At 67.9% G+C, this 15993-nt stretch carries 14 protein-coding genes; 6 read left to right on the top strand and 8 right to left on the bottom strand.

Annotated features, from left to right (window positions below; genetic code table 11):
* The first annotated feature begins 39 nt into the window (after positions 1 to 39).
* Complete coding sequence (locus ACTWQN_RS24735) at positions 40 to 966, top strand: AraC family transcriptional regulator (protein WP_443205949.1); 927 nt, start codon at positions 40 to 42, stop codon at positions 964 to 966.
* A 24-nt stretch (positions 967 to 990) separates the two neighbouring features.
* Here ACTWQN_RS24735 and ACTWQN_RS24740 read toward each other — a convergent pair whose 3' ends face one another.
* The 3 genes from ACTWQN_RS24740 to trpB are packed head-to-tail and all read right to left on the bottom strand — an operon-like array spanning position 991 to position 3719.
* A complete protein-coding gene (locus ACTWQN_RS24740) occupies positions 991 to 1737 on the bottom strand; it encodes a GntR family transcriptional regulator (protein ID WP_443205950.1) in 747 nt (248 codons plus the stop codon).
* Between the two features lie 15 nt (positions 1738 to 1752).
* The gene (trpA, locus tag ACTWQN_RS24745; RefSeq protein WP_443205951.1) at positions 1753 to 2517 is read right to left on the bottom strand and encodes a tryptophan synthase subunit alpha; all 765 of its coding nucleotides are present in this window, start codon (positions 2515 to 2517) and stop codon (positions 1753 to 1755) included.
* On the bottom strand, positions 2514 to 3719 hold the full coding sequence (trpB, locus tag ACTWQN_RS24750; RefSeq protein ID WP_443205952.1) for a tryptophan synthase subunit beta: 1206 nt from the start codon (positions 3717 to 3719) through the stop codon (positions 2514 to 2516). The genes trpA and trpB overlap by 4 nt, the downstream gene beginning before the upstream one ends.
* A gap of 854 nt (positions 3720 to 4573) precedes the next feature.
* Here trpB and ACTWQN_RS24755 point away from each other — a divergent pair.
* The 3 genes from ACTWQN_RS24755 to ACTWQN_RS24765 all read left to right on the top strand — a co-directional run bounded on the left by ACTWQN_RS24755 (position 4574) and on the right by ACTWQN_RS24765 (position 5897).
* On the top strand, positions 4574 to 5023 hold the full coding sequence (locus ACTWQN_RS24755) for a hypothetical protein (RefSeq protein WP_443205953.1): 450 nt from the start codon (positions 4574 to 4576) through the stop codon (positions 5021 to 5023).
* Positions 5024 to 5026: 3 nt separating this feature from the next.
* Positions 5027 to 5230 (top strand): helix-turn-helix transcriptional regulator, encoded by a 204-nt coding sequence (locus ACTWQN_RS24760; protein ID WP_443205954.1) that lies wholly within the window; start codon positions 5027 to 5029, stop codon positions 5228 to 5230.
* A 235-nt stretch (positions 5231 to 5465) separates the two neighbouring features.
* The gene (locus ACTWQN_RS24765) at positions 5466 to 5897 is read left to right on the top strand and encodes a nitroreductase family deazaflavin-dependent oxidoreductase (protein ID WP_443206090.1); all 432 of its coding nucleotides are present in this window, start codon (positions 5466 to 5468) and stop codon (positions 5895 to 5897) included.
* Between the two features lie 185 nt (positions 5898 to 6082).
* Here ACTWQN_RS24765 and ACTWQN_RS24770 read toward each other — a convergent pair whose 3' ends face one another.
* Positions 6083 to 7279 carry an FAD-dependent monooxygenase gene (locus ACTWQN_RS24770; protein ID WP_443205955.1) on the bottom strand — a complete coding sequence of 399 codons (1197 nt, stop codon included), beginning with the start codon at positions 7277 to 7279 and terminating at the stop codon, positions 6083 to 6085.
* Positions 7280 to 7465: 186 nt separating this feature from the next.
* On the opposite strand from ACTWQN_RS24770, the gene ACTWQN_RS24775 reads away from it, so the two are divergent.
* A complete protein-coding gene (locus ACTWQN_RS24775) occupies positions 7466 to 10603 on the top strand; it encodes an AfsR/SARP family transcriptional regulator (RefSeq protein ID WP_443205956.1) in 3138 nt (1045 codons plus the stop codon).
* 3 nt (positions 10604 to 10606) lie between these two features.
* Here ACTWQN_RS24775 and ACTWQN_RS24780 read toward each other — a convergent pair whose 3' ends face one another.
* The 3 genes from ACTWQN_RS24780 to ACTWQN_RS24790 form a co-directional block, all read right to left on the bottom strand.
* Entirely contained in the window at positions 10607 to 11443 is an 837-nt protein-coding gene (locus tag ACTWQN_RS24780) for a DUF4097 family beta strand repeat-containing protein (RefSeq protein ID WP_443205957.1), read from the bottom strand.
* A 115-nt stretch (positions 11444 to 11558) separates the two neighbouring features.
* Positions 11559 to 12308 (bottom strand): ABC transporter permease, encoded by a 750-nt coding sequence (locus tag ACTWQN_RS24785; protein ID WP_443205958.1) that lies wholly within the window; start codon positions 12306 to 12308, stop codon positions 11559 to 11561.
* Positions 12305 to 13243 carry an ATP-binding cassette domain-containing protein gene (locus ACTWQN_RS24790; RefSeq protein WP_443205959.1) on the bottom strand — a complete coding sequence of 313 codons (939 nt, stop codon included), beginning with the start codon at positions 13241 to 13243 and terminating at the stop codon, positions 12305 to 12307. The genes ACTWQN_RS24785 and ACTWQN_RS24790 overlap by 4 nt, the downstream gene beginning before the upstream one ends.
* Before the next feature lie 475 nt (positions 13244 to 13718).
* Here ACTWQN_RS24790 and ACTWQN_RS24795 point away from each other — a divergent pair, with 475 nt between their 5' ends.
* Positions 13719 to 14945, top strand: coding sequence for a cytochrome P450 (locus ACTWQN_RS24795; RefSeq protein WP_443205960.1), 1227 nt, complete (start codon positions 13719 to 13721; stop codon positions 14943 to 14945).
* A gap of 289 nt (positions 14946 to 15234) precedes the next feature.
* Here the strand turns inward: ACTWQN_RS24795 and ACTWQN_RS24800 are convergent, their stop codons facing one another.
* Entirely contained in the window at positions 15235 to 15984 is a 750-nt protein-coding gene (locus ACTWQN_RS24800; RefSeq protein WP_443205961.1) for an SDR family NAD(P)-dependent oxidoreductase, read from the bottom strand.
* Positions 15985 to 15993 lie beyond the last annotated feature (9 nt).

Genomic DNA, 15993 nt, shown 5'->3' on the forward strand with positions numbered 1-15993 from the left:
CCCCGATCGGACTTGTCGAAGACCACCGCGGGTGCTTCCGTGACGGCTGTGCACACCGCCCCGCTCCTCGAAGAGATCCGCAGGCTCATCGCGGCCCATGCGCGCCCGGACCTGGCGACGTCGATCGGTGGGCTGCTGCTGTCGAAGGTGGGAACGTCGGAGCCGGACCATTCGCTGACCGAGCCGCTGCTGGTCGTCATGGCCCAGGGCGGCAAACGCCTCCTGCTCGGCGATCAGTTGCACGAGTACCGGGCCGGGCAGTGCCTCGTGGTCACCGCCGACCTGCCGGTCACCGGCCACTTCCTCGGCGCCTCCCCGCAAACCCCGTCCCTGGCGGTGGGGCTGGTGCTGCGCCCGGCCGCCATCGCCCAACTGCTGCTCGACGCACCGGCTGGCCGGTGGTCCAGCACCACCACGACCAGCCTGCCCGCGCTCGCGACCGGCGAAGCTGGTCCTGAACTGCTCGACGCCGTGGCCCGGATGCTGCGGCTGCTCGACCACCCCGCCGACGCGCCCGTCCTGGCCCCGCTGATCGAGCGCGAAATCCTCTGGCGGCTGCTCACCGGCCCGCACGGCGGCATGATCCGCCAGATCGGCCTGGCCGACAGCAACCTGACCCACGTCAACCGGGCGATCCGATGGATCCGCGACAACTACGCCGAATCCGTGCGCATCGAAGACCTCGCCCGACTGGCCGCGATGAGCACCTCGGCATTCCACCGGCACTTCCGCACCGCGACCAGCATGAGCCCGCTGCAATTCCAGAAGCGCATCCGGCTCCAGGAAGCCCGCTCGCTGCTCGTCGCGCGCGCGGGCGACGTGGCCGGTGTCGGACAGCTCGTCGGCTACGACAACCCGTCGCAGTTCACCCGCGAATACCGCCGCCTCTTCGGCGCCCCACCCGGCCGCGACGCAGCCCACCTGCGCGCCACCGCCAACCCCCACAACACCCGGCAACTGCCGTGAACGGTTTCACCGCACCAAGGGCCGTCAGCCTGCCGCTCCCCAGTTCAAGGACAGCGTGTTCGCGGCGCGTTGGGTGTTGATCTGCATCATGCTGCCGAGGATCGTCGCGCGATCGGCCACGATCGCGGCTCCGTCGGGCGCGTAGGTGATCCGCTCGCTGACCAGGACCGGCGCCCCAGCGGGCTCGTCCAGGCGCCGGGCGATGTCGGCGCCGAGCACGTCCGGGCGGATGGTCTCCGACGCCCGGGCCACGACGACGCCCAGTTCGGCGAGAGCGGCGTAGAGCGAGACCCGGGTGAAGTCCACCTCGCGCAGCCGCTGCGCGTGCGGCTGGCGGATCCAGGAAACCTGGTGGATCGCCCGGCGACCGGCGAACTCACGGACCCGTTCCAGGCGCAGCCCGGTGTCGGTCGCGCGGGCCAGCAGCTGCGCGGCAACGCCCGCGGGCAACCGCCGTTGGGCTCGCTGCACGACCGAGGTCCGCACCTCGTGCCCCTGGTCCTTGAGGTCGTCGGTGAAGCTGCGCAGCGAGCCCAGCCGGTACGCCGCAGGCTCCGCGGACACGAAGGTGCCGCGGCCGGGCTGCTGCACGATCAGCCCTTCGTCGCTGAGCTGCCGCAACGCCTGCCGCAGTGTCATGAGGGTGACTCCGTAGGCGGCGCTGAGTTCGCGCTGCGACGGCAGCGCCGCCCCGGCCGCGTACTGCCCGGCGCGGATCTTCGCGGCGAGGTCCCCGGCGATCGTGCGGTACCTCGCCTGGTGTCCCGTCATGCTCTCCCGTTCCGACTACAGGGCCGCGCGCAACGTTGCGACGAACGCGCCCAGTCGCGCGGGCCCGGCTCCGTCAAGCACCTGCCGCATGATCGCCGCTCCGACGATCACCCCGTCGGCGTCGCGGGTGACGGCCGCCGCCTGCCGGGGAGTGGAGACGCCGAAGCCCAAGAGTACGGGCCGATCGGTGGCGTGCTTGAGGCGTGTCGCCAGGTTCGCCGCCGACGCCGGGAGCTGATCCCGCTCGCCGGTGGTGCCCATCAACGAGACGGCGTAGACGAACCCGCGGCTGCGGGACGCGATCTCGCCGACCCGGTCGTCCGGCGTGGCCGGGGTGGCGAGCAGGGCGAGGGCGACACCGGCCGAGGCCGCCGCGTGTTCGATCTCGGCCGCCTCCTCCAGCGGTAGGTCGGGGACGATCAGCCCGGTGACCCCGGCCTCGCGCAGCGCGGTGCAGAACCGCTGCGCGCCCATCCGCAGCACCGGATTCGCGTAGGTGCTGGCCACGAGCTGCACGCCGGGCTCGGTTTTGGCCAGTTCAGCGAGGATGCCCGACGGCGTCGTGCCACGAGCGAGCGCCGCGTCCGACGCTTCCTGGATCGTGGCGCCGTCGAGGGTGGGGTCGGAGAAGGGCAACCCGACCTCGATCGCGTCGGCACCGGCGTCGGCGAAGGCTCGCAGGTAGTCCGTCCAATCCTGGCTGATGCCACCGGTGAGGTACGGCATCAGCAGTTTGCCGCGCTCGCGGCGGGTGCGCAGGTGGTCTTCCAGGACGGTCACGCTGTCACCTCCGCACGGGCCATGAACGTGGCGATGTCCTTGTCGCCGCGGCCGGAAAGCGTGACCAGGACTGTTGAACCGGCGGGGAGCTCGGCCGTACCGGCCGCGCGGATGACCCAGGCCACCGCGTGCGCCGATTCGAGGGCGGGCATGATGCCCTCGGTGCGCGACAACCGGACCGCCGCGGCGACTGCCTCGTCGTCGTTCACCGTGACGTAGCGGGCGCGACCGAGCTCGCGCAGGTAAGCGTGCTCAGGTCCGACTCCGGGATAGTCCAGGCCCGCGGCGATCGAGTGCGCTTCCTGGATCTGGCCGTGCTCGTCCTGGCGGAACAGCGACCGGAAACCGTGCAGCACCCCGATTTCACCGTGGGTCGCGCCCGAACCGCCTTCGGCCTCGACACCGACGAACTGCGCGGCGGTGTCGACGAACCCGGCGAAGGTACCCGCCGCGTTGGAGCCGCCGCCAACGCATGCGACCACGTAGTCGGGGACCGCGGTCGGCAGTTCGGCGGCGCACTGGCGGCGCGCCTCGTCGCCGATGACGCGCTGGAACTCCCGGACCATCCACGGATAGGGGTGCGGCCCGGTCACCGAGCCCAGGCAGTAGTACGCCTCGTCGGCCGCACCGACCCAGTGGCGCATGGCTTCGCTGGTGGCGTCCTTGAGCGTGCGACTGCCGGACCGCACCGGCACCACCTCGGCGCCGAGCAGCCGCATCCGGAAGACGTTGTGCGCCTGCCGCTGCGTGTCGAGCTCGCCCATGAACACCGTGACCGGCAGGTCCAGCAACGCGCCGACGGTGGCGGCGGCGACGCCGTGCATGCCAGCCCCGGTCTCGGCGATCAACCGCTTCTTGCCCATTCGCCGGGCCAGCAACCCTTGCCCGAGCACATTGTTGATCTTGTGCGAGCCGGTGTGCACCAGGTCCTCGCGTTTGACCAGGACCGTCACCCCGAGCTCGGCCGACAGGCGCAGCGCGGGCGTCAGCGGCGTCGGTCGTCCCATGTGGACGGACAACGACGCGTTCAAGGCACTGCGGAACGCCGGATCCGCCCACGCCGCACCGAACGCCGCCGCCACCTCGTGGCACGCGGGCACCAGCGACTCCGGCACCCACGCGCCGCCGTAGTCCCCGAACCGCCCCGCCGGACCCGGCGCGCGCATCAACCCGGACTCGCCCCGCCCAACGACAACGGACATTGCCACCTCGCTCCATAGAGTTCTAGAACAGTGTACATAGTTATAGAACTATTGGACCTCTGTTGGCAACTGGATGACGGACGCGGCTACGTCGCGATGGAGCTGAGCGCGTACTCTCCCGCATGTGGCGGCAGGACTACCCGGCCGGAAACCCCGTGCGCAGCAACGATGTCAGCTAGTCGTCGCGCCACATGGACACCAACAGGGCGTAGATCTCCGGCCGACTCATCTCCGGGTGCTCCTCGACGAAGGCGTCAGCCAACCGATGCGCCTCGTCACGACTCACACCACGAGACTCGGCCTCGCGCAGGTAAGCCCGTTCGGAGGCCGGTGGTCGCCCTCCGCCAGCTCCCCGGCCGGGCAGTCCCGCACGCCAACGCTCCACTTCGGACACCCGTATCGGCCGCCAACCCGGCGTCCCGTCGACTTCGATGTCAGGAGCGGGAAACGGATGGGACGAGTTCGGTCCATAGCGCTCCCGCCACTTGGTGACCGCCGAGCGGGACACGCCGAGACGCCCGGCAAGGCCAGACGCGCCAACGTATTGCACCGGACCGCCGCTCATGACACCACCAGCCGACCACGCACCACGTCGAGGCTGAACAGCTCCATCACTGACCCCACTAACATTGTCCCCACCGTTGACAAAGTTAGACCGGATCGTTCGACGATGTCAACAACGGGGACAACGTTTCTTGCCTTCGCTTCGCACGCCCTCGCGCTCCCCCAGAAGGCGCCCTGTCACACGCGAAAACCAACCCGCATGACCAGGCCCGGCAATCATCAACGCCGCAGCCGAGTCCAGATGTAAAGCACACTTGACAATATGTAAAGCATGCTTGACGCTAAGGTGCATGGATGAATCGAAACGTCCGGGGACGGCCGCGATAGTGCTCGGCTCGTTGGGCGTGGTCTTCATGGTCGTCCTCGCCTTGCTACAGCCTTCGGCGCCGCCCGACCCGCCCCCGGTCGGGCTCGGCGCCGCCCAGCAGGCAGCCGTCTTACTGGTGCCGCCGTTGGTCGTCCTGGTGCCGTTGGTCGTCCTGTTCGTGCGCGCTCGACGCGCTGGGGCCGTCGACACGGCTGGCCGCCGCGTGCTCGGACCGCGGAAGGACAGCATGGAAAGCGCTGTACACCAACGCGCCGCCAGCACTGCCTTCATATGGATGCTCGCGGTGATGTCGATGAATGTGGCGGTGAGCGAACTGTTGGCTCGGCAACCGCTGCAACTCCACTGGTGGCCGCTGATCGGGCTGGCTGTTTTCGGCCTGGCCCTGTTGCTGCACCGTCGGCAGTTGACCTGAGCGATGCGCAACGGCCTGCCGGTTTTCCGCGCTCAGCGAGGCTGGTCGCAAGGGGAGTTGGCGGACCGGGTCGGCGTCAGCAGGCAGACCGTGATCTCCATCGAGAAGGGCAGGTTCGACCCCAGCCTGCCGTTGGCGTTCCGGATCGCGAAGGCCTTCGGATGCCGCATCGAGGACCTGTTCGACCCGGAAGATCCAGACCGCTAGCTCTCCTCCGCCCCAGAGGGGAAGACATGGAATCCCTTGCACCAGAGGTTGATGTCCCCATTCTCGAACAAACGACGTCTCGCCACTCCAACAAAACCAGCGGCTTGAAGGGAACGTCGATGTAGGTCGACCATGTCAGTCAGCGAGACCTCGCGGGCGCGGGCGAGTCGATCCCGTCGCGGGGGCCACCCGCCTGATGGGAATGAGAGCGACGCGAGGAGTGTTGATCGTGGACATGTCAGACGAGACCGTAGAGCTCAGCCCCACGACTTGGGTGCAGGACCAAACGAAGAAGATCGTTGAGACCGGGACCACCGAGGGCATCAAGATCCTCGGGTCGCCGATCGTGCTGCTGACGCTGCGCGGCGCGAAGACCGGCAAGCTGCGCTACACCCCCGTGATGCGGGTGGAGCACAACGGCAGCTACGCGGTCGTAGCGTCCAAGGGCGGCGCCCCTGAGCACCCCACCTGGTACTACAACATCAAGGCGCACCCCGAGTTCCCGCTGCAGGACGGGACCGTGACGAAGGACTACGTCGCACGCGAGGTCGAGGGCGCTGAGCGGGCCGAGTGGTGGGAGCGGGCCGTCGCGGCCTACCCGTCCTACGCCGAGTACCAGGAGAAGACCGACCGGCAGATCCCGGTGTTCGTGCTCGACCCGAAATGACGGACGGGCCCGCGGCGCCTGCGCCTCGGGCCACACCCTTGAGCCCGTGCTAGCGCCCGCGCCGAAATATGTCCGTGCCCTGGCAAACCGCGGCGAGCCCAAAGATCAATCCAGGCCGCTACCGGACGTTGATCACCATGGCGGTGACGTTGTCTTCGCCGCCACATTCCACTGCACCTGCGACCCTAACGCCGGGGTTCACCGCGGCGACGGGCCCGGTACCACCGGCTCCCGGTCGCCAGCAGGCGCAACGCCTTACGCACCACCAGGTTCTGGTTCATCAGGTGGTACTGGAATTGCCACGGGTGCTGCACGCTGTGGCGGGTGCTCATGGTGTAGCAGAACTCGTGCACGTTGCGATCCAGGTAGCGGTCGACGTTCTCGAACCACGCCATGCTGGTGCGCGCCGCGGCCTGCATGTGGCCTATCGCGGCGTGGCCTTCCACGTCGAACTCCTTGAGCGCCACGGCCGAGTCATCCCCGCGCTCGAACAGCTTCTGGGCGAGCACGATGGCGTCGAGCATGGCCAGCATGGTGCCGGAGCCGATGGTGAAGTGGGTGGTGTGCGCGGCGTCGCCGATCAGGACCACGTTGTCGTGCAGCCAGGTCTGGTTGTAGACCTGCGTGAACCGCTGCCACGACGCGGGCCTGCCCCGGGACCGGCTGATCAGTGAACCGCCGTCTAGGGAACGTGCGAAGATCCGCTCCAGCAGGTGCACGGTCTCCTCGTCGCCGAGTTGGTCCAACCCCAGTCCACGCCAGGTGTCCTCCTGGCAATCGACGACGAAGGTGCTGATCTCGTTGCTGGACGGGTAGGCGTGGAACCAGATCCACCCGGCCCGGGTCTCCTCGAAGTCGTAGGTGAACTTGTCGAACACGCGGTCGGTGCCCAGCCAGATATAGGGGTTGGAGCCCTGCGAAACCTCGGTACCGAACTCCTTGGCGTAGTTCTGCCGGATTCTGCTGTTGGCGCCGTCGGCGACCACCACGAGATCGGCGTCGGGGAACTCGGAGATGTCCTCCACCGCCCGCCGGTACTCGATGTTGACGCCTAGGCTCCGCGCCCGTTTGGCGAGGATCTCCAGCAGTGACGCCCTGTTCAGGCTGTAGCCGTAACCACCCAGGTATGCCCGATCCGCACCGTGCAGTGCGATGACCTGCTCCTCCCACAGCACGGAGGCGGAACGGATCCGACGCGCGCTCTCCCGGTCGTTGCGGAACAGTGTGTCGAGCAGTTCGTCCCCGTACCCGACGCCCCAGCCGTAGGTGGCGCCGGGCGGATCCCGCTCGATGACGCTGATGTCGTGACCGGCGTCGCGCAGCTTCGCCGAGATGGCGAAGTACAGGCCCGCGGGTCCGGCTCCGATGCACACGATTTTCACAGCAGCACCTCCTGGTGACAGGACGGGCAGCTGCGCAGGCGAGCTCGGAAGGCCGCCTTCCCCCGTGCGGGTCTCTACGCACTTGTTGTACCTCGACGAACCACTGGTCGCATCCGGACAACGCTCCACATACCGGCCGCTGTCGGTGTCCTGGTCGGGCCAATCGCCCATGGCAAAATCAGCCAGGTGCAGATCGGGATGCTTGGACCATTCGAGGTTCGCACGGACGACGGCGTCTTGGCCGACGTGCCGGGCGCCCGGTTGCGCGGGCTGTTGATCGCCCTCGCGCTCGAACCAGGTCACGTAGTCCCGAAGACGACGCTCGTCGACTGGATTTGGGGTGAGCGCCCGCCCCCCGGCGCGGCGAATGCCTTGCAACGCTTGGTTTCCCGGCTGCGGAAGGCACTGCCGGAAGGGTTGGTCCAGGGGCAGACGGACGGATACCGGTTGGCGGTGGAACCCGACGCCGTCGACGCGGTGCGGTTCGAACGCCTCGTCGGCCAGGCCCGCGATGACGAGGATCCACGGCGGGTACGGCTGCTGCGCGAGGCCCTCGAATTGTGGCGCGGCCCGGCCATGCAGGACGTCGGTTTGCCGGACAGTGCAGCGTTCGAAGCGGCGGTCACCCGGCTCGAAGGGCTACGCCTGGCTGCCATGGAGGACCGGTTCGATGCGGAGATCAGCCTCGGCCACGGTGCGGAGCTGGTCACGGAACTGACCGACTTGGTGGCCGCGCACCCGGTGCGAGAACGGCTTGTCGCCGCGCTGATGCGTGCCCTCGCCGCGACCGGTCGCGACACCGAGGCGCTGCTGGTGTACCAGCGCACGAGAGAAGCCCTGGCCGACGCGCTCGGCGTCGACCCCGCACCGGAGCTGTCCGCATTGCACGTCGCGCTGCTGCGGGGTGAGTTGGGACAGCGGGAGGAAAACCGGAAGACCAACCTGCGTGCCGAGCTGACCAGCTTCGTCGGCAAGGACGCTGATGTCGCCGCGGTCCGCGAACTCATCGCCGAACATCGGCTCACCACCCTGATCGGGCCGGGCGGCTCGGGAAAGACCAGGTTGGCCACGGAAACCGCGCGCACGCTGCTCGGCGACCTGCCGGACGGGGCCTGGCTGGTGGAGCTGGCCACCATCGGCGCGGACGGTGACGTGTCGCAATCGACGCTCGCCGGGCTCGGCCTCCGGGATGCTCTGCTCGGCGAGGCACCGAACGCGGAACTGACGGACCGGCTCATCGCCGCGATCCGCGAGCGGCAAGCGCTGCTGATTCTGGACAACTGCGAGCACGTGATCGAATCGGCGGCGAAGTTCGCCGATCGAGTGCTCGGTGAGTGCCGACGGCTGCGGATCCTGGCGACGAGCAGGGAACCGCTCGGCATCACCGGTGAGGCGCTGTGGCTGGTCGAGCCGCTGGCCGTGCCGGAGAGCGACGCCCGCCCCGGCGAGATCGAGTCCTCCCCGGCCGTCCAGTTGCTGCGGGACCGGGCGGGCGCGGTGCGCAAGGATCTCGGAGTCGACGAACGCACCTCGTCGACGATGGTGCGGATCTGCCGGGCGCTGGACGGGATGCCGCTGGCGATCGAACTGGCCGCGGCCAGGTTGCGCACCATGTCCATCGATCAGCTCGCCAACCGGCTCGACGACCGGTTCCGCCTGCTGACCAGCGGCAGCCGAACCGCAATGCCGCGGCACAAGACGCTGCGCGCGGTGGTCGACTGGAGCTGGGAGTTGCTCACCGACGCCGAACGGCTTGTCCTGCGCAGGCTCTCGGTGTTCTCGGGCGGGGCGAGCCTGGAAGCGGCCGAGCGGGTCTGCGTCGGCGACGGGATCGAGCAGGAGCAGGTGCTCGAATTGCTCACCTTGCTGGCCGAGAAGTCGCTGCTGCGCGCCGAGGGTGGCAGCGCACCGCGCTACCGGATGATCGGCACGATCCAGGAGTACGCCGGGCACCGGCTCGTGGAGGCGGGGGAATCGGATCTGGCGCGCCATGCGCATCTCGCCTACTTCACCGAGCTCACCGAGACCGCGGAGCCACACCTGCGCCGCGCCGAGCAATTGGAATGGCTCGCCGCGCTGGAGGCCGAGCACGACAACATCGGTGCCGCGATGCGGGGGGCGATCGCGGCCGGTGACGCGCAGGCGGCGATGCGGCTCGCGGCGGCCGCCGGTTGGTACTGGTGGCTCGGCGGGCGTCGGGCCGAAGGCATCGAGCTGATGATCGCGGCCACCAACATCCCCGGCGAGGTGACCGATGACGTCCGGGCCATGACGTACGCGCTGGTGGTGCTCTTCGTGACCTCCGGGCGGGGCGATGAACGCCAGGGCGCGGAGTGGATCCACAAGGCGTATCGGTTCAGTCAGCAAAGTCAGCACCGCAACCCGCTGCTGGAGTTGGTTGCCCCGCTGGAACGCATGCTGCAGGCGCCGGGCGCCGCCCTGTTCGCGTTCGAGTCGTTGCTGGACAACGAGGACCCCTGGGTACGCGCCCTGGCCCGGTGGCAGGTCGGCAAGATGCGGACCATGCTCGGCCAGGGCGGCCGGGATGCGGAGGCCCATCTGGAGATGGCGCTCGCGGAGTTCCGGACGCTCGGCGAACGGTTCGGGATTTCGTTGGCCCTGTCCGAGCTGGCGCGCCAACTTGCCATGCGGGGCGAATTCGCCGGTGCCTGCGAGTACTACGAACAGGCGATCGCGGTCGTCACCGAGGTCGGCGCCGTCGAGGACGTCATCGAGCTGCGGACCCAACAGGCCCTGCTGTACTGGCTTGACGGCGATCGTGACTCCAGCGCGGCCGCCATCGCCGAGGCCGAGCGGAGCGCCGACGGTGTCACCTGGCCGAACGCGCTGGTCGACCTGGCGCTCGCCAAGGCGGAGCTCGCTCGTCGCGGCGGTAACGCCGCGGAGGCCCGCCATCAACTCGGCATGGCGACCGCCTTCCTGGGCAACGACGCAGAGCGGGCGACCATCCGCGCGGGAATACACGACCTGCTCGGCTACCTGGCCGACGATCTCCGTGAGGCGCGTACCCACCGCGTGGCTGCCTGGCAGGCGGCGTCCGAGGCGGGCGTCGCACCCCTGATCGCCCAGATGCTCGTCGGGGTCGCCGACCTGGCCGTTCGCCTCGACCAGTACGAACAGGCGGCGCGGTTGCTCGCGGCCAGCGTCGGCGTACGCGGACTGCCGGATCGCTCCCACCCGGATGCGGCCAGGATTGAGCGGGACGCGCGGCGTCACCTCGGCGAAGCACGGTTCGCCGAGGTGACGCAGGAGGGTACGCAGACGAGCTGGTCTGAGCTGGTCGAGGTCACGCTCGCTTCTTGAGGGTCAGCTCGCTGCGCGTTGAATGATGATGTCGCCGTGCCGCGTGCGGGCGTGAACCATGACCTCGTGGTTCGACGGGTCAGAATTTCCCCGCGACGAAACGAAGTTGTGCACCGCCCCTCGCTCGCTGTTGACGTCGATGGAGGCAGCGGTGCCCTCGCTGATGCCGACCTCGATGTTTCCCGAGCCGTTCATCAGCTTCGCCTGACCATGTGTCATCCGACCGATCCGAACGGCACCGCTGCCTGTCGTGGCGGTGACACTGCCGTCGGCGCGGTCGATGTCGAAGTCGCAGCTGCCGCTGCTGAGATCGAGGTCGGCCGAGGCGTGGCCGATCCACGCCTGCCCGCCCGAGTTCGAGAGCCCGACCGTGCCGTTGACCTCGCCGATCCGCATCGCGAACGCCCCGCCGTCGATGTTGGCGTGCCCGGCGATGTGGCCGATCGCGACCGCACCGGAGGCGATGCTCGCCTGCAGTGCGTCGATGCGGTCCAGCTGGACCTGACCCGATGCCATGTGCAGCTCGCACTGGCCGACTGGGCCGCCAACCTGAACGTTCGAGTGCGCCAGGTACGCGGCCAGGCTGGAGCCGGCGGGCAGGTCGATCGTGATGGCGACCGACCCGTTCTTGTCCCCGGAGACGGTCGTTTTGACCGATAGCTGACCTCCGGCGAATTCGACCTTGGTCTTGTCGGCCACCTTGACGTGGGACCGGCTCGCCTCGTTGATGGGTTCGACCAGCACCACGGTGTCGGTCCGGTCGCTCGCGGTGACCCGCACCTGGGCACCGGCGACTTCCACGGTGGCGGCGATGGGCCCTGGCGTGGCGAATGCAGGCATGACAACTTCTCCCCTTGTCTCGTAGTTGATCTGTCGGTGGGCGCCGCATCGGCTCGTCGCTCGCGGCTTCGGGGTCGGTCCGATCACGGTCATCGGAAGGCCATCGCCCCGAAGGTCACGCTCGCTTCTGGAATGTGGAACGCGCCCACAGGTACCCGACGAGAGCGATGCCGACGCACCAGGCGATGGCGACGATCGCGTCGCTGGAGGACGGTGCGCCGCCCAGCAACCCGCGCACGGTTTCGATGATCGGCGTGAAGGGCTGATACTCCGCGAACTGCCGGAGGCCCGGCCCCATCTTCTCCGCCGGTACGATCGCGCTGCTGAAGAACGGCAGCATGACCAGCGGCACGGAGGCCAGACCCGCCGTTTCCGGAGACTTCGCCGCCAATCCCAAGGCGACCGTGAGCCAGCCCGCCGCGAAACCGAGCAGCACGACGATGCCGACCACGCCGAGCCAATCGAGGAGGCTCGCCGCCGGGCTGAATCCCAGCAGGAAGGCCACCCCGATGAGGGCCGCGATGGCGATCAGGTTGGTCAGCACACTGGCGACGACGTGACCGGTCAACACCGCACCACGGGAGACGTCCATGACCTTGAACCGGTTGATGATGCCCTTCGTCACGTCGGAGTTCACCGACGTCGCGGTGGCCCCCAGCCCGTAACAGACGGCCAACAGGATCAGTCCCGGCGTCGCGTAGTCGATGTAGTCGACACCGACGTTGAAAGCGTCTCCCATCATGTAAACGAACATCAACATGATGATGATCGGCATCAGGACCGCGTTGAACACCGAGATCGGATTCCGGGCGATGTGTTTGAAGTTGCGGCGCAACATCACCATCGAATGGGACTTGGCGCTCATTTCGCGGCCTCCGCGGTGTGGCCCGTCAGGGCGAGGAAAACGTCGTCGAGGTCGGGTGTGTGCACGGAGAACTCTTCGGCGCTGAGTGAGTACTCGTCGAGCCTGTCCAGCAGAGCCCGCAGCGATTTCGTCCCGCCATCGCTGGGAACCCGCAGGGCCAGTGCCTCGTCGTCCCGCGTGGAGTCGGGGAAGAGATGCGCGGCCGCGTCGAGTTGGGAGACGGTGGTGAACCGGAGCCGGACGTGCGTCCCGGGGATCTGGCGCTTGAGGTCGTCGGGAGTGCCCTGGGCGACCAGGCGGCCCTGGTCGAGCACCGCGATCCGGTCGGCGAGCTGGTCGGCTTCCTCTAGGTACTGGGTGGTGAGGAAGACGGTCACACCGTCGGCCACCAGCTCACGGATGATCGACCACATCGTGCGACGGCTGCGCGGGTCCAGTCCCGTCGTCGGCTCGTCCAGGAAGATGATCCGCGGGTTGCCGACGAGCGTCATCGCCAGGTCCAGTTTCCGGCGCATACCGCCGGAATAGGTCGACGTGGGCTGCTGCGCCGACTCCACCAGATCGAAGCGTTCCAGCAGATCGGTGACGATCCGCTTGCCGTCCTTGGAGGGGACCCGGTTGAGGTCCACCATCAGCTGCAGGTTCTCCTGCCCCGTCAGCAGCTCGTCCACCGCCGCGAACTGACCGGTGACCCCGATCGCCGCGCGCACCGCTTTGGCGTCGGTCGCCACATCGTGCCCGGCGACGCGCACCGTCCCGCCGTCGGCCTTCATCAACGTGGTCAGCACGTTGACCGTCGTCGTCTTGCCCGCCCCATTGGGACCCAGCAAGGAAAAAACCGTGCCCGCGCGAACATCCAGATCGATGCCGTCGAGCACGATCTTGTTCCCGTAAGCCTTTCGCAGTCCTGAGACCGCAATCGCTGAACTTCTCATGCAGCCAACTATTGGCACCCGGTCAGACACCCACCTGACACGCCGCTGACACGGCCGCTGACACAGCGTTCTACCTCGTTGCGCCAGGTCAGCAGCCTGCTGACGACTGCCTGATCGGCCGGAGCCCGCCGGTCACCCCGCTACCGCGATATCAACCGTCGACGGATTTGGCCTCGTTCAGGCCCAACACTGTCGGGCAGCTCGGCCGAGACGACTCTCCATCGATCAGCGGCCAACGCTCGCCACGGATTTGGTCACTATCCAGCGGAAGCTGCTCCGACACCGGCCGGGCGGATCCTGCTCAGGCGCGGATCCCCGGCGAGCAACGCGCTTCGGTGCCCGGCACCACCCAACCATCCACAGGACACCCCCTAGCCGACCTTGTCTCCGGCTTGGTCGGTGTCAGAGCCGTGTCAGTCGTATGTCAGGTCCGTCGGCGATCGTGGCCACAACAACCGCCGCGAAAGGAAATCCGATGAGTCAAACGGTTCCCATCCCGCACGGCCTCCCCATGGAGCGCGATGCGAGCCCCTTCGACCCGCCCCGCCAAATCACCCGGCTGCGCGAGGCTCGCCCGGTCAGTCCCATGGTCTTCCCCGACGGTCACGAGGGCTGGATCGTCACCGGCTACGACGCGGTTCGCCAGCTCATGGCCGACACCCGGTTCAGCTCCCGCCGGGACATCGGCGTTATGCACGTGCCGTTCGAGACTCCCGGCATGCCCCCCGTTACCGAACCGTCCCCGCAGGTGCCGGGCCTGTTCATCGCCATGGACCCGCCGGACCACACCCGGCTGCGGCGCAAGCTCACCGGCGCCTTCACCGTAAAACGCATGAAGCAGCTCGAAGAGCACATCATCGACATCGCCGAGCGGCAACTGGACGAGCTGGCGGGCCTCACCCCGCCGGTCGACCTGGTCAAGGAGTTCGCGCTGCCGGTGCCCTCGCTGGTGATCTGCGAACTGCTCGGTGTCCCCTACGCGGACCGGGAGACCTTCCAGGTCAACTCCGCCAAGTTCTTGGAAAAGGAAGTGTCGCTCGACGAGAAGATGGCCGCGTACACCGGCCTCACCACGTACCTGGCCGAACTGGTCACGCGCAAACGCGCCGCCCCCGGCGAAGACATACTGTCCGACCTGGCCCGCCATGACGACCTCACCATCGAGGAGCTGACCGGCATCGCCTTCCTGCTGCTGCTCGCGGGCCACGAGACCACCGCCAACATGCTGGCGCTGGGCACCTTCGCGCTCCTGGAACACCCCGAGCAGCTGGCCGAACTGCGCGCCAACCCGGACCTGCTGCCCGATGCCGTCGAAGAACTCCTGCGCTACCTGTCCATTGCCGACATCTTCTACCGCTACGCCGCGGAGGACATCGAACTCGGTGGCGAAACAATCGGCAAGGGATCGACCGTCGTCGTCTCATTGCTGGCCGCCAACCACGACCCCCAGCGCTTCGACAACCCCGACACCCTGGACATCCACCGCAAGGCCCGCGGTCACCTGTCCTTCGGCCACGGCTTCCACCAATGCCTCGGCCAGCAACTGGCCCGCATCGAGATGCGCGCCGGTTTCGAGGGACTGCTGCGTCGCTTCCCGACCCTCAAGCTCGCCATCCCCGCCAGCGAAGTGAAACTCAAGACCGACATGAACATCTACGGCGTCCACGAACTACCGGTCACCTGGACGGAAACGGCCCGGTAAAACCGTCGGCCAAGCCCGTCACCCGTGCAGGAACGCGCCTTCGGGGCCTGCCTTGTGGATCATTCCGGTAAGCGGCGAAACCCCAGCGCAGTTCCACAGAACATGCCCCGAACAACACCAGCCCCAACGGCCCCGACCCCTTAGGGAATCGGCTTGCCCGATGTTCTGCCAGGCATCGTCGGGGCTGACCGGCTGAGGATGATCGCCGAGTTAGTCGAGGTAGTAGAACCGTCCCATCCGCCCGTACATGTCGAGGGCGTCCATGATCGGCATGACCACCGGGCCGATGTCAGTACAACCCGCCCGTCGCCCCGACGAGTTCTCCGGTGACCCACTGCGCGTTGTCGGAGGAGAGGAAGGCGACGACCGGCGCGATGTCGCTGGGCTGGCCTGGGCGCCCAAGTGGGGTCCGCGCCGTCGTGGCCGCGACGGCTTCCTCTCCTAAGGCTCCGGCCGCGTGTGCACCCTCCGTCTCGACCATTCCCGGTACAACCGAGTTCACCCGGATCTTCCGCGGCCCCAGCTCAATGGCCAATGCCTTGGTGATGTAATCCGCGGCTGCTTTGGAGGCGCCGTAGCCAAGCCCGGAAGGCTTAGGGGCCCTGGTGATCGCCGATGCGATGTTGACGATGGCGCCGCCGTCGGGGCCGAACTGCTCGACCCCGGCCTTCGCGACCAGTAGGAGACCTAACACATTGGTGTCGAAGTTGTGCCGGTAGGCATCCTCACTGATGCTGTCTAGCGACCCCATGAGGAACCGGCCGGCATTGTTGACCACAATGTCCACGCGACCCAGGCTGGCGGTGACCTGCTTGAACATGAGATCGACCTCAGCGCCCTTGCTGACATCGGCCTGCACCGCGACCGCCTGACCGCCAGATCCAATGATCTCTTCGACGACGCGTTCGGCACCTTCACGACTAGTCGCGTAGTTCACGGCGACGGCGGCGCCGCAAGCAGCGAGATGCTTGGCGATCGCGACGCCAATACCCTTCGAGGCTCCGGTGACGAGGGCAACCTTGCCCGAGAGGTCGGTCATAATTCTCCT

The sequence above is a fragment of the Saccharopolyspora antiqui genome, from assembly GCF_052246905.1.
Lineage (GTDB): Bacteria > Actinomycetota > Actinomycetes > Mycobacteriales > Pseudonocardiaceae > Saccharopolyspora.

What these genes read in the sequence shown, in the direction of transcription:
- ACTWQN_RS24740 (WP_443205950.1), bottom strand. Translation starts at nt 1,737, where the DNA reads ATGACGGGACACCAGGCGAGGTACCGCACGATCGCCGGGGACCTCGCC.
- trpB (WP_443205952.1), bottom strand. Translation starts at nt 3,719, where the DNA reads ATGTCCGTTGTCGTTGGGCGGGGCGAGTCCGGGTTGATGCGCGCGCCG.
- ACTWQN_RS24755 (WP_443205953.1), top strand. Translation starts at nt 4,574, where the DNA reads ATGGATGAATCGAAACGTCCGGGGACGGCCGCGATAGTGCTCGGCTCG.
- ACTWQN_RS24760 (WP_443205954.1), top strand. Translation starts at nt 5,027, where the DNA reads ATGCGCAACGGCCTGCCGGTTTTCCGCGCTCAGCGAGGCTGGTCGCAA.
- ACTWQN_RS24765 (WP_443206090.1), top strand. Translation starts at nt 5,466, where the DNA reads ATGTCAGACGAGACCGTAGAGCTCAGCCCCACGACTTGGGTGCAGGAC.
- ACTWQN_RS24780 (WP_443205957.1), bottom strand. Translation starts at nt 11,443, where the DNA reads ATGCCTGCATTCGCCACGCCAGGGCCCATCGCCGCCACCGTGGAAGTC.
- ACTWQN_RS24785 (WP_443205958.1), bottom strand. Translation starts at nt 12,308, where the DNA reads ATGAGCGCCAAGTCCCATTCGATGGTGATGTTGCGCCGCAACTTCAAA.
- ACTWQN_RS24790 (WP_443205959.1), bottom strand. Translation starts at nt 13,243, where the DNA reads ATGAGAAGTTCAGCGATTGCGGTCTCAGGACTGCGAAAGGCTTACGGG.
- ACTWQN_RS24795 (WP_443205960.1), top strand. Translation starts at nt 13,719, where the DNA reads ATGAGTCAAACGGTTCCCATCCCGCACGGCCTCCCCATGGAGCGCGAT.
- ACTWQN_RS24800 (WP_443205961.1), bottom strand. Translation starts at nt 15,984, where the DNA reads ATGACCGACCTCTCGGGCAAGGTTGCCCTCGTCACCGGAGCCTCGAAG.